Annotated in this window: 22 protein-coding genes; 7 read left to right on the top strand and 15 right to left on the bottom strand. The window is 61.0% G+C overall.

Annotated elements, in window-relative coordinates; translation table 11 throughout:
* Nucleotides 1-37 precede the first annotated feature (37 nt).
* From ABWV42_RS18135 to ABWV42_RS18125, 3 genes are all read left to right on the top strand, one after another.
* Complete coding sequence (locus ABWV42_RS18135; protein WP_353341394.1) at nucleotides 38-868, top strand: SDR family oxidoreductase; 831 nt, start codon at nucleotides 38-40, stop codon at nucleotides 866-868.
* 82 nt (nucleotides 869-950) lie between these two features.
* A complete protein-coding gene (locus tag ABWV42_RS18130) occupies nucleotides 951-1,154 on the top strand; it encodes a twin transmembrane helix small protein (protein WP_255107234.1) in 204 nt (67 codons plus the stop codon).
* A gap of 6 nt (nucleotides 1,155-1,160) precedes the next feature.
* Complete coding sequence (locus ABWV42_RS18125) at nucleotides 1,161-1,733, top strand: cob(I)yrinic acid a,c-diamide adenosyltransferase (protein WP_353341393.1); 573 nt, start codon at nucleotides 1,161-1,163, stop codon at nucleotides 1,731-1,733.
* Nucleotides 1,734-1,778: 45 nt separating this feature from the next.
* On the opposite strand, the gene ABWV42_RS18120 is transcribed toward ABWV42_RS18125, so the two are convergent.
* A complete protein-coding gene (locus ABWV42_RS18120; protein ID WP_353341392.1) occupies nucleotides 1,779-2,567 on the bottom strand; it encodes an enoyl-CoA hydratase/isomerase family protein in 789 nt (262 codons plus the stop codon).
* 293 nt (nucleotides 2,568-2,860) lie between these two features.
* Between ABWV42_RS18120 and ABWV42_RS18115 the strand changes: the two genes are divergently transcribed.
* Both ABWV42_RS18115 and ABWV42_RS18110 read left to right on the top strand, forming a co-directional pair.
* The gene (locus tag ABWV42_RS18115; RefSeq protein WP_353341391.1) at nucleotides 2,861-3,619 is read left to right on the top strand and encodes an electron transfer flavoprotein subunit beta/FixA family protein; all 759 of its coding nucleotides are present in this window, start codon (nucleotides 2,861-2,863) and stop codon (nucleotides 3,617-3,619) included.
* Complete coding sequence (locus tag ABWV42_RS18110; RefSeq protein ID WP_353341390.1) at nucleotides 3,619-4,548, top strand: electron transfer flavoprotein subunit alpha/FixB family protein; 930 nt, start codon at nucleotides 3,619-3,621, stop codon at nucleotides 4,546-4,548. Before ABWV42_RS18115 ends, ABWV42_RS18110 begins: the two co-directional genes overlap by 1 nt.
* A gap of 54 nt (nucleotides 4,549-4,602) precedes the next feature.
* On the opposite strand, the gene ABWV42_RS18105 is transcribed toward ABWV42_RS18110, so the two are convergent.
* Nucleotides 4,603-5,421 carry a DUF6473 family protein gene (locus ABWV42_RS18105; protein ID WP_353341389.1) on the bottom strand — a complete coding sequence of 273 codons (819 nt, stop codon included), beginning with the start codon at nucleotides 5,419-5,421 and terminating at the stop codon, nucleotides 4,603-4,605.
* Between the two features lie 158 nt (nucleotides 5,422-5,579).
* Between ABWV42_RS18105 and ABWV42_RS18100 the strand changes: the two genes are divergently transcribed.
* Nucleotides 5,580-6,455 (top strand): 3-hydroxybutyryl-CoA dehydrogenase, encoded by an 876-nt coding sequence (locus ABWV42_RS18100; RefSeq protein ID WP_353341388.1) that lies wholly within the window; start codon nucleotides 5,580-5,582, stop codon nucleotides 6,453-6,455.
* A gap of 36 nt (nucleotides 6,456-6,491) precedes the next feature.
* On the opposite strand, the gene ABWV42_RS18095 is transcribed toward ABWV42_RS18100, so the two are convergent.
* Genes ABWV42_RS18095 through ABWV42_RS18065 form a run of 7 tightly spaced genes read right to left on the bottom strand, consistent with a single transcriptional unit; the run spans nucleotide 6,492 to nucleotide 11,885 of the window.
* The gene (locus tag ABWV42_RS18095; RefSeq protein WP_353341387.1) at nucleotides 6,492-7,376 is read right to left on the bottom strand and encodes a lysophospholipid acyltransferase family protein; all 885 of its coding nucleotides are present in this window, start codon (nucleotides 7,374-7,376) and stop codon (nucleotides 6,492-6,494) included.
* A gap of 26 nt (nucleotides 7,377-7,402) precedes the next feature.
* Complete coding sequence (locus ABWV42_RS18090; RefSeq protein WP_255106861.1) at nucleotides 7,403-7,681, bottom strand: HPr family phosphocarrier protein; 279 nt, start codon at nucleotides 7,679-7,681, stop codon at nucleotides 7,403-7,405.
* A 3-nt stretch (nucleotides 7,682-7,684) separates the two neighbouring features.
* Entirely contained in the window at nucleotides 7,685-8,077 is a 393-nt protein-coding gene (locus ABWV42_RS18085; protein ID WP_255106862.1) for a PTS sugar transporter subunit IIA, read from the bottom strand.
* Between the two features lie 24 nt (nucleotides 8,078-8,101).
* Nucleotides 8,102-9,004, bottom strand: a complete 903-nt coding sequence (gene rapZ, locus ABWV42_RS18080) for an RNase adapter RapZ (protein WP_255106863.1) — start codon at nucleotides 9,002-9,004, stop codon at nucleotides 8,102-8,104.
* A 3-nt stretch (nucleotides 9,005-9,007) separates the two neighbouring features.
* Nucleotides 9,008-9,454: an HPr kinase/phosphorylase gene (locus ABWV42_RS18075; protein ID WP_353341386.1), complete on the bottom strand. Its 447-nt coding sequence runs from the start codon at nucleotides 9,452-9,454 to the stop codon at nucleotides 9,008-9,010.
* 3 nt (nucleotides 9,455-9,457) lie between these two features.
* The gene (locus ABWV42_RS18070) at nucleotides 9,458-11,176 is read right to left on the bottom strand and encodes a sensor histidine kinase (RefSeq protein ID WP_255106865.1); all 1,719 of its coding nucleotides are present in this window, start codon (nucleotides 11,174-11,176) and stop codon (nucleotides 9,458-9,460) included.
* A 7-nt stretch (nucleotides 11,177-11,183) separates the two neighbouring features.
* Nucleotides 11,184-11,885 (bottom strand): response regulator transcription factor, encoded by a 702-nt coding sequence (locus ABWV42_RS18065; protein WP_255106866.1) that lies wholly within the window; start codon nucleotides 11,883-11,885, stop codon nucleotides 11,184-11,186.
* Between the two features lie 363 nt (nucleotides 11,886-12,248).
* Here ABWV42_RS18065 and ABWV42_RS18060 point away from each other — a divergent pair, with 363 nt between their 5' ends.
* The gene (locus tag ABWV42_RS18060) at nucleotides 12,249-13,847 is read left to right on the top strand and encodes a phosphoenolpyruvate carboxykinase (RefSeq protein ID WP_255106867.1); all 1,599 of its coding nucleotides are present in this window, start codon (nucleotides 12,249-12,251) and stop codon (nucleotides 13,845-13,847) included.
* Nucleotides 13,848-13,946: 99 nt separating this feature from the next.
* Here ABWV42_RS18060 and ABWV42_RS18055 read toward each other — a convergent pair whose 3' ends face one another.
* Genes ABWV42_RS18055 through ABWV42_RS18030 form a run of 6 tightly spaced genes read right to left on the bottom strand, consistent with a single transcriptional unit; the run spans nucleotide 13,947 to nucleotide 22,789 of the window.
* Nucleotides 13,947-15,065 carry an ABC transporter permease gene (locus ABWV42_RS18055; RefSeq protein ID WP_353341385.1) on the bottom strand — a complete coding sequence of 373 codons (1,119 nt, stop codon included), beginning with the start codon at nucleotides 15,063-15,065 and terminating at the stop codon, nucleotides 13,947-13,949.
* A gap of 1 nt (nucleotide 15,066) precedes the next feature.
* Nucleotides 15,067-17,805: a ribosome-associated ATPase/putative transporter RbbA gene (gene rbbA / locus ABWV42_RS18050; RefSeq protein ID WP_353341384.1), complete on the bottom strand. Its 2,739-nt coding sequence runs from the start codon at nucleotides 17,803-17,805 to the stop codon at nucleotides 15,067-15,069.
* An 11-nt stretch (nucleotides 17,806-17,816) separates the two neighbouring features.
* Complete coding sequence (locus tag ABWV42_RS18045) at nucleotides 17,817-18,818, bottom strand: HlyD family secretion protein (RefSeq protein ID WP_353341383.1); 1,002 nt, start codon at nucleotides 18,816-18,818, stop codon at nucleotides 17,817-17,819.
* Between the two features lie 39 nt (nucleotides 18,819-18,857).
* The gene (locus ABWV42_RS18040) at nucleotides 18,858-20,237 is read right to left on the bottom strand and encodes a bifunctional enoyl-CoA hydratase/phosphate acetyltransferase (protein ID WP_353341382.1); all 1,380 of its coding nucleotides are present in this window, start codon (nucleotides 20,235-20,237) and stop codon (nucleotides 18,858-18,860) included.
* 7 nt (nucleotides 20,238-20,244) lie between these two features.
* Nucleotides 20,245-21,018, bottom strand: a complete 774-nt coding sequence (gene fabI / locus ABWV42_RS18035; RefSeq protein WP_353341381.1) for an enoyl-ACP reductase FabI — start codon at nucleotides 21,016-21,018, stop codon at nucleotides 20,245-20,247.
* 4 nt (nucleotides 21,019-21,022) lie between these two features.
* The gene (locus ABWV42_RS18030) at nucleotides 21,023-22,789 is read right to left on the bottom strand and encodes a PHA/PHB synthase family protein (protein ID WP_353341380.1); all 1,767 of its coding nucleotides are present in this window, start codon (nucleotides 22,787-22,789) and stop codon (nucleotides 21,023-21,025) included.
* Nucleotides 22,790-22,920 lie beyond the last annotated feature (131 nt).

Genomic DNA, 22,920 nt, shown 5'->3' with positions numbered 1-22,920 from the left:
TTGGCCATAGCTGGCACGGGCAATGAACAGGGCAGTCATGGAAAAATCCATTCTCATTACCGGGTGTTCTTCGGGTATCGGGCTGGATGCGGCTCGGCAGTTGCGGGCGCGCGGGTGGCGTGTGTTTGCGGCCTGCCGGCAGGAAAAGGATTGCCTGCGGCTGCGAGAGGAAGGGTTTGACAGCCCGCGCCTCGATTACGAGGACGCCCACAGCATCAGGGCAGCGGTCGCGGAGGTTCTGGAGGCGACGGGCGGCACGCTGGATGCGCTTTTCAACAACGGCGCCTATGCGATCCCCGGCGCGGTGGAAGACCTGCCACGTGAGGCATTGAGTGCGATTTTCGAGGCCAACGTGGTGGGCTGGCACGACCTGACCCTGCAGGTGATCCCGGCCATGCGGGCACTGGGCCACGGACGGATTGTCAATTGCTCTTCGGTTCTGGGCATGGTGCCGATGAAGTGGCGCGGTGCCTATATCGCGTCCAAGTTCGCCCTTGAGGGCCTGACCGACACATTGCGCCTCGAGATGCGGGACACCGACATTCATGTCGCCCTGATCGAACCCGGGCCGATCACGTCGGAGTTTCGCCGCAACGCCGTGGTGCAGTTCGAGAAATGGATCGACTGGGAAAACAGCCCGCGCGCGGACCAGTATCGCGCGAGCCTTCTGAAACGCCTTTATTCCGCGAGCGACACGCCTGACCGTTTCGAACTTGGCCCCGAGGCGGTCACCCGGAAACTGATCCACGCGATCGAGGCAGACCGCCCGCGCCCGCGCTATTTCGTGACCACACCCACCTATATGATGGACATCCTGCGCCGCGTCCTTCCGACACGGGTTCTGGATTGGGTGCTTGCCAAAGGGTGATCCCCTATTAAATCCACTCGGAACGCCTTAGAGAACAACCAACCTCATTCGGGACAGGAGACGAATCATGAGCAAAGACGGACTGGCCAGCGACCCGCTTTTCTGGGTGGTCGCCGCAGCAACACTGGCCGTGCTTGTCATCCTGTCTGTCGGGATCGGCGGGTTCGCGAAGGGCGGGGAATTCAATCGCAAACATGCCAACAAGATCATGCGGTGGCGCATCGCGGCCCAGGCCGTGGCTGTCGCGCTCATCCTGCTCTTTGTCTGGCTGCGCCGGGGAGGCTAAGAAATCATGGTTGTCTTGAACAAGATCTACACCCGCACCGGGGACAAGGGCACAACCGCATTGGGCAACGGCGAACGCGTTGCCAAGCACGATGCGCGCGTCAACGCCTATGGCACCTCGGACGAATTGAACGCCACCGTCGGCGTGGCCCGCCTGCACGCCGATGGCGACATGGACCAACGCCTGTCGCTGATCCAGAACGACCTGTTCGATCTTGGCGCAGACCTGTGCCGCCCCGACATGGCAAGCGATGCCGAGGCCGAATACACCCCGCTGCGGGTGGTCGAAGCACAGGTGAACCGCCTCGAGGCCGAGATCGACGATATGAATGCGTCGCTGTCGCCCCTGCGCAGCTTTATCCTGCCCGGCGGTTCGGCGCTTTCGGCGCATCTGCATATCTGCCGCACGGTGGCCCGCCGCGCCGAGCGTCTGGCGACCGAACTTGCCGAGGTCGAAGACGTGAACCCGCTGGCGGTCAAATACCTCAACCGCCTGAGCGACTGGTTCTTCGTGGCCGCACGCACCGCCAACAACAACGGCGAAGATGACGTGCTTTGGGTGCCCGGCGCGAACCGCTAGGCACCTCCAGCCACAATATTGACGACATCCCCAAAGGGCGCGTTATCAGCGCCCTTTGAAGACCGGTTTCTGCTTGGTGATGAAGGCCGCAATGGCATTCGCCGAGTCCGAGGAATTGGCGCATTTGTTCTGATATTCGCTTTCCATCAGCGCGGTCTGGGCATGGCTCTGCGTGTGCGCGGCGCGCAGGATACGCTTGCCATACCGCAGGCTGAGCGGCGCGCGCTCGGCAAGGGATGCCCCCCATGCGGCGGCCTCGGCGTCCAGCGCATCATCAGCAACAACGCGGTTGACCAGCCCCATCTCTTCGCAGTCTTTCGCCGAAATGTGGGTGGCTTCGGCAATCGCGGCAAAGGCGCGTTTTGATCCCATGTGCTGCAGCAACAGCCAGCTCAGGCCCCCGTCCGGCACCAGCGAGATATTCGAGAAGGGCGCAAAGCAGGTGGCGCTCTCGGCCATCAGCGCCAGATCACAGCTCAGCGCGATGGACAGGCCGACCCCCCCGGCGACGCCGTTGATCGCGGCGATATAGATCCGGTCACTTTCGGTGATGCCGTCGATGATCGGCTTGTAGTCGCGAACCGAGATGTCGAACATGCCGTGCTTGCCATGAAACTCGCCCAGTTCCTTGAGATCGGTGCCCGAGGTGAAGGCGCGGCCTGAGCCGGTCAGGATGACGACTCGGATGTTGTCGTCGGCTTCGGCCTTGGCCTGGGCCGTCAGAATCTCGCGGCGGGTGGCGGCATTCATCGAGTTCATCGCCTTGGGACGGTTGATTCGGATCGTGGCCACATGGCCGTCGCTGGAATAAACTACGTTTGCGTCTTCGGTCATTTCCGGGGTCTCCTCCGTGGGACATTGCCCAATCAAAGACCGGATTCGCCAGCATTCCCAGACCTTGGAAAAGGCGACGTTGGGGCACCCCGACCTTCCCTAGCGTCAAATAAATTTCCGTTTGGCAACAATCTTGCAAAGAAATTGCGTTCAAACCTCGAAACGCGACGTCGTATGACCTCAACGTGACGATTTTGCGCTGTTTCAAGACGGCGCAAGATTATATCAACGCGGCGAGAGCTATTCGTCGAGTCGGCTTGCCGGCTTGTAAACTGTCAAGGAGTCCAACGCCCATGAAGGTGCTCGTACCTGTCAAGCGCGTGATTGACTATAACGTGAAGGTCCGCGTGAAAGCGGACGGTAGCGGTGTCGATCTCGCGAACGTCAAAATGTCGATGAACCCGTTCGACGAAATCGCCGTCGAAGAGGCCATCCGCCTGAAAGAAGCCGGTAAGGCTGATGAAGTTGTTGCCGTATCGATCGGCGTCAAGCAAGCGCAGGAAACCCTGCGGACCGCGCTGGCCATGGGTGCCGATCGCGCGATCCTCGTTGTGGCCGCAGACGATGTGCACACCGACATCGAACCGCTGGCCGTCGCCAAGATCCTGGCGAAAGTTGTCGAAGAAGAGCAGCCGGGCATCGTTCTGGCCGGCAAGCAAGCCATCGACAACGACATGAACGCCACCGGCCAGATGCTGTCGGCGCTTCTGGGCTGGTCGCAAGGTACCTTTGCTTCCGAGCTGGACATCGAGGGCGACAGCGCCAAGGTGACCCGCGAAGTTGACGGCGGTCTGCAGACCATCAACGTGAAGATGCCTGCCATCATCACCGTTGACCTGCGCCTGAACGAGCCGCGCTATGCGTCGCTGCCCAACATCATGAAGGCGAAGAAAAAGCCGCTGGACGAGAAAACCGCCGCCGACTACGGCGTCGACGTCTCGCCGCGCCTGGAAATCGTTTCGACCACCGAGCCGGAAGCCCGCGCCGCAGGCATCACCGTGGGTTCGGTCGACGAACTGGTTGAGAAACTCAAAGAAGCGGGGGCTGTATAATGGCTGTTCTTCTTCTCGCAGAAGTCAACAACGGCGAACTGGCGCTGGACGCCACCGCCAAGGCTGTCACCGCTGCAAAAGCGCTGGGTGACGTCACCGTTCTGGCCGCTGGCGGTTCCGCTGCCGCAGCCGGTGAAGCCGCTGCCAAGATCGACGGCGTTGCCAAGGTTCTGGTTGCCGAAGACGACTCGCTGGGCCACCGCCTCGCGGAATCGACCGCGGCGCTGATCGTATCGCTGGCGGATGGCTACGAGCACATCGTTGCTCCTGCCACCACCGACGCCAAGAACGTCATGCCGCGCGTTGCAGCGCTGCTCGACGTGATGGTGATCTCGGACGCCACCGAAGTGGTTGATGGTTCGACCTTCGTACGCCCGATCTATGCCGGCAACGCGATGCAGACCGTCAAATCGTCGGACGCCAAGAAGGTTGTCACCTTCCGGACCTCGACCTTCGACGCCGCAGGCGAAGGCGGTTCGGCCTCGGTAGAAACCGTGTCGGCAGCTGCTGATCCGGGTCTGTCGAGCTGGGTTGAAGACAAGGTTGCCGCAAGCGACCGCCCCGAGCTGACCTCGGCTGGCGTTGTTGTGTCGGGCGGCCGTGGCGTCGGCTCGGAAGAAGACTTCAAACTGATCGAGACCCTGGCTGACAAACTGGGCGCAGCTGTTGGTGCATCGCGCGCCGCGGTTGACTCGGGCTACGCACCGAACGACTGGCAGGTTGGCCAAACCGGTAAGGTTGTTGCTCCCGAGCTCTATGTCGCCATCGGCATCTCGGGCGCCATCCAGCACCTTGCTGGTATGAAGGACTCGAAGATCATCGTCGCGATCAACAAGGACGAAGAAGCCCCGATCTTCCAGGTCGCAGACTTCGGCCTCGTTGCTGACCTCTTCGACGCAGTTCCCGAACTGACCGAGAAACTGGGCTAAACCCCGGTTCACGCATTTCCGAGAAGGCCCGCCTACGGCGGGCCTTTTTGCGTTTCAGGCCAGCATCGACAGCAAGGCATTGGCGGCCTCGTCATGGGCCTGACAGCCAAGCATCCGCATCGCCGCGGGGCGTTCGAGATCGCGGAACACCATGCCGCGCACGCCCTGCGACAGCGCCTCGGGGCTGACCACCGCCTCGACAAGGCCGCTGACCATCGGGCGCAGCAGGTCGAGCATCTCGCGATCCACGAAAAGGGGATCACGCCCCATGCCGCGCTGCGTGCAATTGCCCGTGGGCGCATGATCGGCGAACCACAACAGGGTGACAGGGGCATCAATCGTCGCAATCAGCAGCTTCATCCGGGCAACCCAGGCCTTGCGCAACTCTTCGATCATCGCGGCGTACCTGTCAGGCGCCCGCGCGGCCAGCGCCCCGACCATGTGGCGCGTGAAATGAAACTCGGTGAAGTCCAGCTCGCGGAACGTCATCTGCATGGAGCTCGAGGCCCCGGTGAAGCGGTCATTGCGGCGGGGATGCACCGAGTAATAGCGGTTCGACATGTTGTGCGCGCCCATGATCTGAATCACCGTCATCTCGGCCTGATGCGCGGCCTGAAGAACGGCCGGGGTATGCAGAAAGACATCGATCCCCGCATTCACCACGCCAAAGTTGGCGCACTGGCGCCCCGTCATCTCGGCAATCCGCTGCGGATATGGCTTGGGCACAAACTTTCCATAGGTTTCGGTCCCGCCAAGAAAGACGGTGTATTTCCCACTCAGATCCGGCTGTGGCCCACGAAAGGCCAGCCGGGAACTCGACAGTCGATACGGCATGTAATCAAGGGCGCCGTCCCCCACCTTTTCAAAGGACATGATTCCCACCACAAATTTTCACCCACCCCGAGAATCGCGCCGACAGATTGCGAAATGGCTAATGCTTCATCTTGTCTTAAGTTTTAGACGTACCAGCCACTTGCGGGCATGGGACCGACAGGCATAAGGTCAGCACGAGATGTCAGGAGGAGCGGTCCATGGAAATCAAATCAATCGGTGTTGTCGGTGCAGGTCAGATGGGCAACGGGATCGCCCACGTCATGGCGCTTGCCGGCTATGATGTCATGCTCAACGACATCAATCAGGACGCTCTGGACGCGGCCGTGGCGCGCATCGACAAGAACATGGATCGACAGGTCTCGCGCAACCTCATTTCGGCGGATGACAAGGCCACCGCGATGGCCCGCATCGGCACCACGCTGGAACTGCCGTCGCTTGGGCAGACCGATCTGGTGATCGAAGCCGCAACCGAGCGCGAAGACATCAAGCACAAGATTTTTGATGCGCTTCTCCCGCATCTGCAACCGCATACCATCCTGACGTCGAACACCTCGTCGATCTCGATCACACGTCTGGCAAGCCGCACGGACCGTCCGGAAAAATTCATGGGCTTCCACTTCATGAACCCGGTGCCGCTGATGAAGCTGGTCGAGCTTATCCGGGGTATCGCCACCGACGAAGAGACCTATCAGGCCTGCCTTGCCATCGTGAACAATCTTGGCAAGACCGCTGCCAGCGCCGAGGATTTTCCGGCCTTCATCGTGAACCGTATCCTGATCCCGATGATCAACGAGGCCTGCTATACCCTGTATGAAGGCGTGGGCAATGTGGCGTCGATCGACAACGCGATGAAGCTGGGTGCCAACCACCCGATGGGGCCGCTGGAACTGGCCGATTTCATTGGTCTCGACACCTGCCTTGCGATCATGAACGTGCTGCATGACGGTCTGGCGGATACCAAGTACCGCCCCTGCCCGCTTTTGACGAAATATGTCGAGGCCGGATGGCTGGGCCGCAAGAGCAAACGCGGCTTCTATGATTATCGCGGCGAGGTTCCGGTACCGACCCGCTGAGCCAGAGTTGAGACGGGCGCCCGAGGGCGCCCTTTTTTATGCCTGATTGCCAAGGTCCAGCGTGTGCTGGCGGAGCCACGCCATGAAGCCGCGCGGATCGGTTTCGAGACGCGCCATCTGTTCCTCGGTCAGCGGCTTGCCGACGATGGGCGCCTGTGGCTTGTTGCAGGAACGGACGATCTCGTGCAGCAGGAGCCCCTGCCGCAGGATCGGGGAAATTTTGCAGGCCCATTGATACCAGCGCGAGTTGGACCCCGGGAAGAAGATCGGCACCACCCGCGCGCCCGAGCGGCGGATCATCTTGGCGGTGAAGACATTCCATTCCCGTTCGATGGCCGGACCCATCCAGGTATCGGAGGACATCACCACGCCCGAAGGAAACAGGGCAACCACGCCGCCGTCGGCAAGATAGGCCATCGCCTTGGCGCGCATCTCGACCATCTTTTTTTGGGCTTCCGGATCATGCGGGAAGGGCACCGGGATCATGAAGGAGGTTGCGGTTTCATCAAGTCCGGTCAGGACAGAGCGGGTCAGGATGCGATAATCCTGACGGACGCGGCCGATCAGATCGGCAAAGATCATGCCGTCGACCATGCCATGCGGGTGGTTCGCGACCACGACAACCGGACCTTCGCCGGGAATGTTTTCCAGTTGCTCCAACGGTGTCTTGAGCTCGATGCCCATCACGTTCAGTGCACCGCGCCAGAACGCCTGACCGCGGTATTCGGCGTTGTTGCGCTCGAACTTTTTCACCATGCGCAAGACGCTGATCTTGCCTGTCATCCACTCGATGGCGCGAATCGCGTTGCCGGTCCAAGGATTGTCGAAGCTGTTGGCGTAGGTCAGCGTGCTGCGATCATAGACTTCGCCCTGTTGTGGTTTGGGCGGGGTATCGTGCACTGGTTCAGTCAAATCTTTCATCCTGCCCTTCCGCGCAAACTTTGCGGTCAGACTCCTTCGCCGAACTTGTCGGCCACGAGCGCTTCTATTGCATCTGCAAGCGGCCCGGCATCGGGGCCCGACGTTTCCACATGGATCGACGTGCCTTTGGAGGCCGCCAGCATCAACAAGCCCATAATACTGTCGCCGCAGGCACTCAAGCCATCCTTTGACACATCTGCCGTCGCGTCAAATCCCTCGACGACCTCGACAAGCTTGGCCGAGGCGCGGGCGTGCAGGCCTTTCTGGTTCACGATCTTCAGTGTGCGGGTCACGGTATCGGTCATGGGTCAGTCCGTATTTATGTTCTGGCTGTCGATGTACTTGCGGCCGGCCTCAAGCGAGGCGCGCACGGCATCCGGCACGCTCAGATGGCGGCTTTTGGCAAGTTTGATAAGCATCGGCAGGTTGGCACCATACATGATGCGGCGGTTGTCCGGCTGGCAGGCACGCAGGCTCAGGTTCGAGGGCGATCCGCCGAACATGTCAGTCACGACGACAACGCCGTCGCCCTGATCGACCGTCTCGGCCGCCTCGCAGATCTCCTGCTGTTTGGCGGCGCGGTCGTGTTCATTTTCGATGGTAATGGCGAGGATGCCGGGCTTGCTGCCCACAACATGTTCCACGGCGGCCAAATATTCTTTGGCCAGCCCACCATGCGCAACGATCACTATGCCGATCAATCCAGTTCGCCCTTACTTTTCGTCTCAGGTGCGGGTCTTGGAACCAAGTTCCGCACGACGATCCAACTCGCGATGCCTAATTGACACCTGCCAGCCCTGTTGTGCAAGGGTGTGCGCCAATCTTTCGGTGGTAAAAACCGATCGGTGTTGCCCGCCGGTGCACCCGAACGCAATCGAGACATGGGACCGTCCCTCGGCAAGATAGGCCGGGAGCAGCATTTCGACCATATCGCGCAGTTTGTCGAAGAACGGGGCGAACCGTTCGTCGGCACCGACATAGTCTGCAACGGGCGCGTCCAGACCATTCATCTGGCGCAGGGAGGGCTCCCAGTAGGGGTTGCGCAGGAAGCGGCAGTCAAACACCAGGTCGACGCCCAGCGGCAAGCCACGCTTGTAGCTGAAGGATTGCACCGTGATTGACAGCTTGCGGGCGCTGTCGGGGGCGAACCAGCGTTCGATCTCGGCCCGCAAGGTGTGAGGCGTCATTTCGGAGGTGTCGATCAGGATGTCGGCCCTATCGCGGATCGGAGACAGCAGCTCCAGCTCGCGCTCGATCCCTTCCATCGGGCTTTCGCCGGGGGCCAGCGGGTGACGGCGGCGGGTTTCGTTGTAGCGCCGTTGCAGCACCTCGGGCTGGCAATCGAGATAAAGAAGCTCTGTCGCGACGCCGGCCTTGCGATCCAGCATATCGAGAGCAGAGAGAAGCGCCGACTGCGAGAAATCGCGGTTGCGTACATCCAGCCCAAGCGCCATCGGACGTTCAAGCGAGGGGCCGGAGAACAGCCGTTCAAGAAGGCCCAGCGGCAGGTTGTCGATGGTCTCATAGCCGGAATCTTCCAGCGCCTTGATGGCAGTGGAACGTCCTGCACCCGAAGGCCCCGTAACAAGGACCAGTCGCTGTGCGGCGGGAGAGGCCTGAGTTGTCATCGCTTACGCTCGTCTGCCAGATGCCAAATGGAGAAAAATTGCTGCCGGGAAATGGCCCTGATCCACGCGATGAAGCAAGGGGACGGATTGCCCCATGATCGTGGTTTCGCGCTGTGGCGGCAGGCGGTCGGTTTCCACGGTTTCCAGATCAACAACCAGCGCCACGGGGCATTCGGACACGGTGGGCGCGTTCAGGATGCCAACACCACGCGCCTCGATTATGCCTGCAAGGGGTGCCGGACAGCGGGCAATGACGCGGCCCCTTTCACATGTCAGAACCGTGCGATCATCGGCCACCAGCTTGCCCCCCAAGGCAATAAGCTGGAGCGCCAGCGCAGATTTTCCACTGCCGGATGGTCCGGTGATCAAGACGGCGCTGCCCGCGTGGGCAACGCAGGTGGCGTGCATGATCTCTTGCGCGTGTTGAGGAGGCTGCACGCCGTCTGTCACGGATCAGATCGGAAGGCCGACGACGAAACGCGCACCCAAGGGTTCGGAGGTCACGTCTGCATCCGTCGGGCGGATGTTTTCGGCCCAGATCACACCGCCATGCGCTTCGACGATCTGCTTGGAGATCGCAAGTCCAAGGCCCGAGTTGTTGCCGAACTGATCTTCGGGGCGCTGCGAATAGAAGCGGTTGAAGATCTTGGCCAGTGCCTGATCGGGAATGCCGGGGCCGGTGTCTTCGACCACGACAAGCACGCGGTTTTCGCGGCGACGTGCCCAGACACGGATGGCATCGCCATCCTCACAGAAGCTGACGGCGTTGGTGATCAGGTTCACGAACACCTGTGCAAGCCGCGCTTCGAGACCGTTGATATGGATCGGCTTGGCGGGCAGATCGGTGATGAAATCGATCCCCTTGCCCTTGGCATCCTCGCCCAGATACTGGGTCAGGTTGCCGATCATCTCGAGCAGGTTGAACCGCTCTTCCTCTTCCTTGACCAGTTCGGAATCAAGGCGCGAGGCGTTGGAGATGTCGCTGACAAGACGGTCAAGGCGGCGCACGTCGTGGTCGATCACGTCGAGCAGTTTCTCTCGATGCTCTTCCTTTTTGACCATGCGCAGCGAGCCGACGGCCGAGCGCAGGCTGGCCAGCGGGTTCTTGATCTCGTGGGCAACGTCGGCTGCGAATTGCTCGTTGCTGTCGATCCGGTCATAAAGCGCGGACACCATCCCGCGCAGGGCCCCGGACAGGCGGCCGATCTCGTCGGGGCGCGCGGTCAGATCGGGGATGCGAACGCGGCCGGGGTTCACCGTGTGGGAATCTCTGTCGCGGCCGATCTCTGCAGCTGCAGCAAGATCGGAAAGAGGATTGGAAATGGTCGAGGCCAGCACCATCGAGAGGCCAATCGACACCACGGTCGCGATGACGAACATCTGCAGGACGCGCTCGCGTTCACTGCGCACCAGTTGGTCCAGCTCGCCTGCGGCGCTTGTCAGGACTACGACACCCACCGGCGATCCGTTTTGCGTAAACGGCTGTGCAACGGCAAACACCGAGCTGTCCTCGGGGCCGCGCAGCGTGGTTAGAAGCGCCTCGCCGTTCAGCGACTGGGTGGCGATGGCCGTGGCCTGATCAAGGATGCTCTGGCCCTTGGTGGAAATCAGGTCTTCTTCACCGGCGATATTCCCCCACAGCCAGTTCAGCGTGTTGGTAATCGGCGTACCGCTGGGCCGTTCGGCAAGAGCATTGGCCGCTTCCGATGTCGCGGTGCCCTGGTTGGTGCCAACCAGATTGTCGGTGGTGTCGAAGACATAGACGTGGGTGCCCTGACGAAGGGGCAGTTTTTCAAGCGTCTGGCCAACATCAACGCCATCCCCCGTCACGAGGTTAACCGGTGCACCGGCGGGCATCTGGGCCTCGAACGCACCGGCAATCAGCCGCGCTTCGGACAAGAGGCCCGATGCGCGCTGCACCGCGAGACTGTCGCGGGCCGAGTTGAGGTAGAGGATACCTGCAACAAGAATGCACAGCGCAATCAGGTTGAACGTGATGATCTTGCGGGTCAGTGGCGATTTGCTCAGGGGCAGGAGGCGGCGACGCTCACGGCGTCCCCGCAACTCGTTTTCGACATTGGCTTCGGGGGCGACCCAATCGTCGCCCAGCACAACGTCGCCATCCCGCCCTTGGGCCATGTCGCGCACGTCTATCCTTTCGGCCAGAGCCATTTATCGCTCACTCTTCGTTGTATCTGTATCCGATGCCGTAGAGCGTCTCGATTGCGGAGAAATCGGAATCGGCTGTACGCATCTTCTTGCGCAGTCGCTTGATGTGGCTGTCGATGGTCCGGTCATCCACATAGACCTGATCGTCATAGGCGACATCCATCAGTTGATCGCGCGATTTCACGAAACCGGGACGCTGAGCCAAGGCCTGAAGCAGGAGGAATTCCGTCACCGTGAGGGTCACGTCCTTGCCTTTCCAGCTGACCGAGTGGCGCAGCGGGTCCATTGTCAGCTCACCGCGCACCATCACCTTGGTGTCTTCGGTGTCGCCGGTCACGTTGCCTTCGACCGCATCCTGACGGCGCAGGAGGGCGCGGATACGTTCTACCAGAAGACGCTGCGAGAAGGGTTTCTTGACGTAGTCGTCCGCGCCCATGCGCAGGCCGAGAACCTCGTCGATCTCGTCGTCCTTGGAGGTGAGGAAAATCACCGGCATCGTGGTCTTCTGGCGCAACCGCTGGAGCAGGTCCATGCCATCCATGCGCGGCATCTTGATGTCGAGCACGGCCATGTCCGGGAGTTTCTTGTTGAATGCGTCGAGGGCCTGCTGGCCGTCGTTGTAAGTTTCGACCTCAAAGCCTTCCGCTTCGAGAGTCATGGATACTGATGTGAGGATGTTCCTGTCGTCATCCACCAAGGCGATCTTCGACATTGCCTGATCCTTTACTGCTCTAATTTTTATGCCTGCTTTTTTGCGTCATTATGCGCCTTTCCGGGGATTTAGATCAATCCCAAAGTACGAATCAGGCCGGAACCACCCCATATTTGACGTCGATTTCCCTTATCAATGGCTAAAATGACTCACTGTTTTAGGCGGTTTTCTACCAATGCGGGCGTTGATGGCGCTAACGTCCACTTGGTTGCGCTAACTGCGCGAAAGCGTCCTGTTCATTCACAGAAGCGCCATGCTAAGAGCGCTGCATCGCCGCACGAGTCACGGCGAAAGGGCAATCAATTCGTTGCCCGAGAAGGAATAAACCGCCGCCTCGGACGAGCCGGCTACAGGAGTTAGAGCATGACATTTGGACGGGTAAACCCGCAATTCCGCCTCGAAGATCAAGGGATCGAAGGGCTGGGCAATGTCTATTATAACCTCATGGAGCCCGCGCTGATCGAAGCCGCGCTCAAGAACGGCGAAGGAACGCTGGGTAACGGTGGTGCATTCCTCGTTTCGACCGGCAAGTTCACCGGCCGTTCGCCCAAGGACAAGCACGTCGTCAAAACCGACAGCGTTGTCGACAGCATCTGGTGGGAAAACAACGCCGCGATGACCCCTGAAGGGTTCGACAACCTCTATGCCGACATGATCGAGCACATGAAAGGTGGCGACTACTATGTTCAGGATCTGGTTGGCGGTGCCGACGCGAAACACGCGATCAACGTGCGTTTCGTTCAGGAACTGGCCTGGCACAACCTGTTCATCCGCCACATGATGCGTCGCCCCGACCGTGAAGACCTCGACGGCTTCCTGGCGGATTACACCGTCATCAACTGCCCCAGCTTCCAGGCGAACCCGGAGCGTCACAACTGCCGTTCCGAAACCGTCATCGCGATGAACTTTGATCGCAAGATGATCCTGATCGGTGGCACCGAGTACGCAGGCGAAAACAAGAAGTCGATCTTCACCCTGCTGAACTACCTGCTGCCGGAAAAAGGCATCATGCCGATGCACTGCTCGGCAAACCACGCCAACAACAACCCCGTCGATACCGCCGTCTTCTTCGGCCTGTCGGGCACCGGCAAGACCACCCTCTCGGCCGATCCGTCGCGCACCCTGATCGGCGACGACGAACACGGCTGGTCGGACAACGGCACCTTCAACTTCGAAGGCGGCTGCTATGCCAAGACCATCAGCCTGAACCCCGAGGCCGAGCCGGAAATCTATGCCACCACCTCGAAGTTCGGCACCGTGATCGAGAACATGGTCTTTGATGAAGAGACCAAGGAACTCGACTTCGAAGACGACAGCCTGACCGCCAACATGCGTTGTGCCTACCCGCTGGAGTATATCTCGAACGCGTCGAAAACCGCCGTGGGTGGCCACCCCAAGAACATCATCATGCTGACCTGTGACGCATTCGGTGTTCTGCCTCCGATCGCGCGCCTTACCCCGGCGCAGGCGATGTACCACTTCCTGTCGGGCTTCACCTCGAAAGTGGCCGGAACCGAGCGCGGCGTGACCGAGCCCGAGCCGACCTTCTCGACCTGCTTTGGCGCGCCCTTCATGCCGCGTCGCCCCGAAGCCTATGGCAACCTGCTGCGTGAGAAGATCGCCCAGCACGGTGCGACCTGCTGGCTGGTCAACACCGGTTGGACCGGTGGCGCCTATGGCACTGGGTCGCGTATGCCGATCCGCGCCACCCGCGCCCTGCTGACCGCCGCGCTGGAAGGCACCCTGAGCGAAGTCGAATTCCGCAAGGACCCGAACTTTGGCTTCGAAGTTCCGGTGAACGTACCTGGTGTTGCAGAAGTCCTGCTTGATCCGCGCCGCACCTGGGACGACGCCGACGCCTATGACCGTCAGGCCGCGAAACTGGTCGAGATGTTCTCGAACAACTTCGAACAATACCTGCCCTACATCGACGCAGACGTGAAAGCGGCTGCCATCGGCTAAGCCGGGTTTCGGTTACAGAATTGAAAAGCCCCGCATCGCGCGGGGCTTTTTCTTTTGCGGCGGAGGCATGTGGCCCAAACTCGGCAGCGGGTTTGGCGGTCAGGAACTGATCGTATTGCGGAACCGTGCAAGGCTGCCGGTCAGGAACACGGCACCCAGACCGAAGATGGTAAGCAGTTCGGGCCAGACCGTGCTGATCCCTGCCCCGCGGAAGGCCACGGCCTGGGCAAAGGCCATGTAGTGGCGCGAGGGCAAAAGCCACGAGACCGGCTGCACGATTGCTGGCTGGCTTTCAATCGGGCTCATCCCACCGGACAGCATCATCATCGGCAGCACGATCATCAGCACCATCAGCGCGAACTGCGCCATCGTGCGGGCCATGGTGCCCAGCAGGATGCCAATGGCGGCAGCAGCAAAGAGATACAGGCCGGTGCCCGCAATCAACAACGCCTCGGAGCCGGCAATCGGCACGTTGAGAAAGCCTTTCACCACAAAGTTCAGCGACAGGGTGAACGCCCCGATGATGACCAGCCCGTTGGCCCAGATCTTGGCCGCGGCGATTTCAAAGGCGGTCAGTGGCATCACCAGAAGGTGCTCGATAGTGCCGTGTTCTCGCTCGCGGATCAGCGCAGCACCAGTGAGCAGAATGGTCACCATCGACAGGAAATCCAAAAGGCCGGTCATCGCCGAAAACCAGACCTGTGTGCCGTTTTCATTGAAGGCACGGCGCAGGACAAGGGTGATCGGCATCTCTGTCTCAACATCCTCGCGCGCGATGTGGCGCGAGATTTCGTCGGCAAGGATGCTTTGGATATAGCCATCCCCCAGCCCCGCCTGAAGCACCGCTGTCGCGTCGATGTTGAGCTGGATTTCCGGCTTCAGCCCCTTGCGCAGATCAGCTTCGAAGCGGGGTGGAATGACCAGCGCAAAGAGGTATTCACCACGGTCCATCGCGATGTCGATCTCGTCGATGCCAAGATGGTCCGGCCGTTGGAAGAAAGGCGGATAGAAGGCATCAGAGATTTCACGGGAGAGGGGCGAATTGTCCTCGTCCACGATGGCGATGGAAGCGTTGTTCAGGTTCTCGGGAATTTCAGCGGCCTGCGAATAGACCATGACGGTAAAGACAAACAGGATCAGGCCGCTCATCACCGGATCGCCGAGAACGGCGCGGAGTTCCTTGGTGCCCAGCCAGAAAATGCGCAGAAGGCTTTTCATCTTACCCCTCCTGCTTTCTGAGGCGCATGAGCGCGAGGCCAAGGAAAACCGGGACGAATACCATCATCCAGAAGACATCCGCCGAAAGCTCTTCGAGACCAAGCCCCTTGGTGATGGTGCCAACACTGATCCGCACGAAATAGGAGGCGGGCCAGAGGTTGCCGATCATCTGGCCGCCTTCCGTCAGGGTCGAGATCGGCTGAACCATGCCCGAGAACTGCACGGTCGGCATCATCGACAAGAGGGCGGCGGTAAAGACGGCGGCAACCTGGCTGTTGGTCAGGGTCGAGATCAACAGGCCGTAGGACGTCGAGACCACGACATAGACAAGCGCCGCAAGGGTCATCGTGAGGAGCGACCCCTTGAAGGTGACCCCCAAGAGCGTCGTGATCAGGAACAGGAGCAGGAAGAAATTGACCAGGCCAATCACCACGTAGGGCAATTGCTTGCCAACAAGGAATTCGATCTTTGTCGTCGGCGTCACGTAGAAGTTAGTGATGGTGCCGATTTCCTTTTCGCGGGCGACGGAGACGGCCATGAGGATGGCGGGGAACATCATCAACAGGATCGCGGGGATGGCGGGGCCCATGGCGTTGATGCTCTCGAAGGTGGGGTTATAGCGATAGCGGCTTTCGACGGCATAGGTCTCGAACGCCTCCGGATCATAGCCTTCGTCGCGGATCACCTTCTGGACCTGTTCGACATGGGCGGCGTTGACATAGCCTTCGATGGTGCCCGCGCGCATGGTGTTGGCGCCGTCCACCCAGGCCGAAATCTCGGGCGACTGACCCTGCCGCAGGTCGCGACCAAAGCCGTTGGGGATTTCGATGGCGACGGTCACCTCGCCCTTTTGCAGAGCCTTTTCAAGCTCTTCCACGCTTTGCAGGGGCGGCTGTTCCTCGAAGTACCTTGAGCCGGACAGGTTGGCGACATAGTCGCGGCTGGCCGGTGTCTGATCAAGGTCGAGCGCGGCCATGGTGAGGTCTTCAACATCCATCGACACACCGTAGGACAGCACCACGAGCAACAGGGCCGACCCGACAAAGGCAAAGGCAAGACGGATCGGATCGCGGACAACTTCCATGGCTTCGCGCATGGAATAGGCCAGCAGACGTGCCATGCTAAAGCCGCGGTGACGCTTGCGTTTGGGGGCGGATTCGGGCTGTCGGTCCTGCGTCGGTGTTACGTCGGTATCGCGACGGTCCCCGATCGCGTCCTCGATATAGCCGATGAACGCCTCTTCCAGCGTCTCGGCCCCGCGCTTTTCGACAAGGCCATCCGGCGTATCCGCAACCAGCACCTCGCCCGCGTGCATGAGCGAAATGCGGTCACAGCGCAGAGCTTCGTTCATGAAATGGGTCGAGATGAAGATCGTCACCCCCTCGCCGCGCGACAGTTCGACCAGCAGCTCCCAGAAATCATCCCGCGCCACCGGGTCCACGCCCGATGTCGGCTCATCTAGGATGAGGATTTCCGGTTCGTGCAACACCGCGACGGCGAGCGACAGGCGTTGGCGCAGGCCAAGGGGCAGATCGCCCGAGGGGCTGTCCATATGCGGGCTGAGACCAAAGCGATCCGCCAGCGCGGCAATGCGGTCACGGGACGCCGTTGGATCAAGACGGAACAGGCGGGCGTGCAGCGTGAGGTTTTGTTCGACCGTAAGTTCGCCATAGAGTGAAAAGGCCTGGGACATGAAGCCCACGCGCTTGCGCATCTCAATGTCAGAGGCATCAACCGGATGGCCAAACAGATAGGCCTCGCCTTCGGACATCGGCAGAAGACCTGTGAGCATCTTCATTGTGGTTGTCTTGCCGCAACCATTGGAGCCGAGAAAGCCGAAGATCTCGCCGCGCCTGATTTCGAAACTCACGTCTTTCACCGCCGTGAAATCACCGAAACGGCGGGTCAGGTGGCGGGCGGTGATGGCGGGCGTGTCGCCGTGATCTTCCAGAGGTGGGATGACAAGCTCGCGGGCATTGGCGCGCTTTTCTTCCGGCAGCAGCTGGACAAAGGCGGCCTCAAGATCATCGGTGCCGGTTTTGGCCATCAGCTCCTCTGCCGTGCCGGTGTCGAGCACCCGACCCGCATCCATCGCCACCAGCCAGTCAAAGCCCTGCGCCTCGTCCATATAGGCGGTGGAGACAAGGACGGACATGGCCGGACGATCCTCGCGGATGCCGGCGATCAGCTGCCAGAACTGGCGTCGCGACAGCGGATCGACCCCGGTGGTCGGCTCGTCAAGGATCAGCAGATCAGGATCATGCAGCAGGGAACAACACAGGCCCAGTTTCTGTTTCATGCCACCCGACAGCTTGCCTGCGGGGCGGGAGAGAAAGGGATCAAGGCCGGTGGCCTGTGTCAGACGCGCGATACGGGCTTCGCGTTCCGCCGGTGTCAGGCCGAACAGTTGGGCAAAGAAGGTCAGGTTCTCGCGCACGCTCAGCGTATGGTAGAGGTTCTTGCCCAGACCCTGCGGCATATAGGCGATGCGCGGTCCTGCGGTGCCCCGATGGCGGGCCGAGGCCATATTGCCATCCAGCACCATCACCTCACCGGTCTGGACCGCACGGGCGCCAGAGATGAGATCAAGCAGGGTGGATTTGCCCACGCCGTCGGGACCGATCAACCCGGCCATGATCCCGGCGGGGATGTCCAGAGAGATATCATCCAGTGCCACAACGCTCTTGTAGCGCTGGGACACGCCGCGCAACGAGATGACAGGGGGCTTGGGAGGGTGCATCGGCAACCTCCTTACTGGTCAAGAATTGGGGTCGGCAGGCTGGTCTCAAGGAAGTCGGGCCAGGGCGAAGACGGTTGATCCGAGGCCAGACGCACATAGGCCACGCCACGAATGCCGGTTTTCACGAGGTCCATGCGTTGCTTGACCAGTTCCTCGGGGATGCGCACCTTAACGCGGAACATCAGCTTGTCGCGTTCGTCCGCGGTTTCGACCTGCCGCGGCGTGAACTGCGAAACGGGCGACACAAAGCTGACGGTGGCGGGCACTACGACAGGGGCCACATCAAGGCGGATACGCGCCTCGGAGCCGATGGCGATGCGATGCACCTGCGAGGATGGCAGGAAGAACTCGAGATACACGTCGGACAGGTCGACCATCGTCAACAAGCGGCCGCCGGCCCCAATCACTTCGCCCGGCTCGGCAAGGCGATAGAGGATGCGACCCTTTGCGGGCGTGGCAAGCGCCGTATCCTCAAGATTGGTTGTGATCTCATCCACCACCGATTGCGCCGCATCCACGCTGCGGCGGGCCGCTTCCACCTGTGCCTGCGCCGCACGGTGATTGGCATCCGCGACGCGCTGGTCCGACATGCGCTGATCCAGCAGTTCCTGCGAAGCAACATCGCGTTCGTGCAATTGGCGGGTGCGTTCCAACTCTTGTTCGGAGAGATGCAACAGGGCTTCGGCCTGTACCTGAGCGGCCTCGGTGGCGGCCACATTGGCGATGCTGGCGGCCACTTCGGCCTTGGCACGTGCCAGCTGCGCCTCAAGCGCGCGGCGGTCAATGGTGGCGACAACCTGGCCCGGTTCGACCATGTCGCCCTCTTTCACGCGGATTTCGTCAACCCGGCCCGCGATCTTCGAGGAAATGTCGATCTGCACCGCTTCGATCCGACCATTGCCATAGGCGATGTCCTCGGGCAGCACCTCGCCATTCTGGTTCTGGTAGACATAGTATCCAATGGCCGCAGCAATGACGGCCCCTACCAAGACAAAACCCCGATTGATCTTCATCGGCCCCTCACAATGCTTTCTTCGAATACCGCAGGGCCATCAGGCCCCGCGTCTTGTTATATATAGGGACGCAAGCGCCGCAGAGGCTATCCTCGCGCGCATACCGTCGTTGCGTCCAGCGGTCAGCACCGGCACCTTTGCCCCCATCAGAAGCCCTGTCATCTCGGCCCCGGCGAGGTGGGTCAGCTGTTTGGCAATCATGTTACCCGCTTCGAAATCGGGCGCGACAAGAATATCGGCCTGCCCTGCCACATCCGATCCGCGGCCGGGCATGGTTTTGGCAGCCACCATCGAAATGGCCGTATCAAAGGCCAGCGGGCCATCCAGAACCGCACCGGTGATCTGGCCGCGATGCGCCATCTTGCACAGGGCCGCGGCATCAAGTGTCGAGGGCACGGCGGGCGTGACCTCTTCCACCGCCGAAAGGATCGCAACCCGGGGCTGATCAATCAGCAGGGTGTGTGCCAGATCGATGGCATTGCGGATGATGCCCGCCTTGGCGTCGAGATCGGGCGCGACATTGACGAGGCCGTCCGTCACCAGCAGCGGCTTCTGGTAGCCGGGCACGTCCAGCGCCACCACGTGGCTCAGGATGCGGCCCGTCCTGAGGCGCTCGCGAACAGGTTTGACCAGCTTGTCGATGCGGATCGTCCCCTGATCGATCGCGTCCACCTCGCCCGCTTCGGCAAGCGCCAGCGCGGCCTCCTGCGCGGCGCTGATGCTGTCTGTGTGCAGGATTTCCGCGCCATCCAGCGAGAGGCCAGCGTCATCCGCGACCCGGCGGATCATCGGTTCGGGACCGATCAGGAGAGGATCGGAAATGCCAAGGCGACGCGCCTCGAGCGGCCCTTCGAGGGTGGCCTGCGTCACGGGGGCGATCACCGCGATACGCGGCGAATGGAACTCGCGCCCGCGGGCTAGAAGGCGGTCATAGATCGCGCCGTGGTGATGCAGGTGCACATCGGGCAGATGCGCAGGTTCGCGGCGGATCTTGTGGTCAGGCGCAATGACCTCGGCCTCGCCAAGGATCACGGGTTTGCCCGCATCATTGAGGCAGGCGCAATCCAGAACGAGGCGGGATTTGTCAGCGTGTTTCTCGCGCACGGTGACGCGGGTGGTGATGGTGTCCCCAAGGCCAACAGGCCGTCGGAAGCTGAGGGACTGGTTGAGGTAGATGGTGCCGGGACCGGGGAGTTTCGTCCCTAACACGGCAGAAATCAGGGCGCCGCCCCACATGCCGTGCGCGATGACCTTGTGAAAGATCTCCTCCTTGGCAAACTCGGGATCAAGGTGGGCGGGGTTCACATCTCCCGACATCACGGCAAACAATTCGATGTCTTCGGCAGTCAGCGTGCGTGCCATTTCCGCGACATCGCCCACGGCGATCTCGTCGAAGGTCCGGTTCTCGATATACTGCATGGCCGCCTCAGCTCATCACGTGATAGCCGCCGTCGACGTACATGACGTTGCCCGTCATGGCAGAAGACTGGTCGGACAACAGGCACAGCGCGGCCTCGCCCACTTCGCGGATGGTCACAAGGCGGCGCAGCGGGGCGCGGGTTTCGGCCTCTCTTGCCAGTTCATCAAAGTGATCGATGCCCGAGGCAGCACGGGTCATCAGCGGTCCGGGCGAGATGGCGTTGACGCGGATGCCCTCGGGGCCAAGTTCGGCCGCCATGTAGCGGGTCAGGCTTTCGAGGGCAGACTTGACCGGACCCATCACGTTGTAATGGTCAACCACCTTCTCGGCACCATAGTAGCTGACGGTCAGGAGGCTGCCGCCGTCCCGCATCAGCGGCTCGGCGCGTTTGGCCATACGGGCAAAGGAATGCACCGAGATGTCCATCGCCTGCATGAAGCCCTCGCGCGAGGAATCCGTCACGCGGCCGTGCAGATCGTCCTTGGGGCAAAAGGCAATCGAATGCAGGAGGAAATCAAGCCCGCCCCATTCCGTTGCGATGCGGTCAAAGACCGCGTCCATCTGAACATCATCCGTCACGTCCAGCGGCAACAGCAGGTCTGCCCCTGCCGCCTCTGCAACGGGTTCCACAAAGCGCCTTGCCTTGTCGGACAGGTAGGTGAGTGCCAGCGTTGCACCGGCTTCGGCCAGCACTTCGGCACAGCCTGCGGCGATGGAGTGATCGTTGGCCACACCAACAATGAGGCCACGGCGGCCTTCAAGACTACGTCCGGGGATCATCGGCTTACTCCATCATCACATAGGTGCCGGGCGCGTCGCAGAGCGGCTTGCCCATCTTTGGCGGCGCAACCGGTGTGCCCGATTGCAGATCAAGCCACGCGGTCCATTCCGGCCACCACGACCCCTCGTGACGGTCTGCTACTTCCTGCCAGTGTTCCGGCGAAAGGTAGCGATCCCTGTCGCTGGAGGTGTGGACCATGTAGTGGCGGCGCGGGTGGCCAGGCTCGGACACGACGCCAGCGTTGTGGCCGCCGTTGGTCAGGACGAAGGTCACGTCAGAGCGGGTCAGGGATTCGATCTTGAAGGCCGATTTCCACGGCGCGACATGGTCGGTCTCGGTGCCCACGGCAAAGATCGGCAGGGTGATGTCACCGGGAAAGACCGGTTCCTTGCCCACCATGAACTTGCCATCCGCAAAATCGTTGTTGAGGAACAGTTTGCGCAGGTATTCCGAGTGCATCCGCGCGGGCATCCGGGTGGTATCGGCGTTCCACGTCATCAGGTCGTTATAGCGGGGTTTCTCGCCCATCAGGTATTCGTGCTGGATACGCGACCAGACAAGATCAGCCGAGCGCAGGATCTGGAAAGCGCCGGACATCTGCGCGGCGTCGAGGTAGCCCTGTTTCCACATCATATCTTCGAGGAAGGCGACCTGACTTTCGTTGATGAACAGCATCAGCTCACCCGCCTCGGTAAAGTCGATCTGGGCGGCAAACAGCGTCATGGAGGCAAGGCGTTCATCGCCGTCCCGCGCCATTGTTGCGGCGGTCACACCAAGCAACGTGCCCCCAAGACAATATCCGGCGGTGTGAACTTTCGGCGCTCCGGTGATCTTCTGCACCTGATCAATCGCCGCCATGGTGCCCATCTGGCGATAATCGTCGAACCCCAGTTCCGAGTCTTCGGCGCCTGGATTGCGCCAGGAGATCATGAAGACGGTATAGCCCTGCTCGGTCAGGTATTTGACCATCGAGTTCTGCTGGCTGAGATCGAGGATGTAGTATTTCATGATCCATGCCGGCACGATCAGCACCGGTTCGGGGCGGACCTTGTCAGTTGCCGGTTCATACTGGATCAACTCGATCAGGTGGTTGCGGTACACCACCTTGCCCGGTGTCACGGCGAGGGTCTCGCCCACCTTGTACTCTGACGTATCCCCAAAACGCTCATGCGCCATGATGTGGCGCAGGTCGTCCATGTAGTTCGCGATGCCATGCACGATGTTCATGCCGTTGGTTTCCACCGTCTTTTCGATGATCTCGGGGTTGGTCATCGGAAAGTTGGCAGGCGACAGCGCATCAAGCGCCTGACGGGCAGCAAAGCTGATGGCTTTCTCATTGGCTTCGCTGACACCCTGCACATGGGTGGTGGCCTCCTGCCACCATTCCTGCGCCATCAGGAAGGCTTCCTTGTAGGCGGCAAAAGGCTTGGCCTCCCAGTCGGGGTGGCGGAAGCGGCGATCCTTGCGGTGGGCTTGGGAACAGGGGCCTTCACCGCCCGACATCATGCATTGGGTCAGGTATCTGGAATACTCTCCCCATTTGGTGGCCGCGCTCATCATCAACTCGCCCTGTTTGCCGGGCGATGCCGCGAGGTGCAGCGCCCAGTCCATGTAGACAAGACCAAGAGCCGAGGGAGACAGGCCACCGGTCAGCGGGCTAAAGGCAGCGTGGAGGGCAGTGTCGATCCTGTCGGCCACTTCGGCCGCCACATCCTGTGCGGCGCGGGCCTTTGGGTCGTCGTGCGTGTAGAGCGTGGGTTTTCTGGTCATGGTTCGCGTCCTGACAGCAATCCTGAAAATGCGGCTCCTCCTGATTTGCGCAGCTGCACAAATCTCGCATGACGGGCTTAGGAAGAATGGCGGGGAAATCCCTTGATCTGGCTCAACTCTCGGCAGAGGCG

It is taken from the genome of Pelagimonas sp. KU-00592-HH (assembly GCF_040369695.1).
Classification (GTDB): domain Bacteria; phylum Pseudomonadota; class Alphaproteobacteria; order Rhodobacterales; family Rhodobacteraceae; genus Shimia.
The sequence above is the reverse complement of the archived record's forward strand: the minus strand, read 5'-3'. Positions and strand labels throughout refer to the sequence as shown.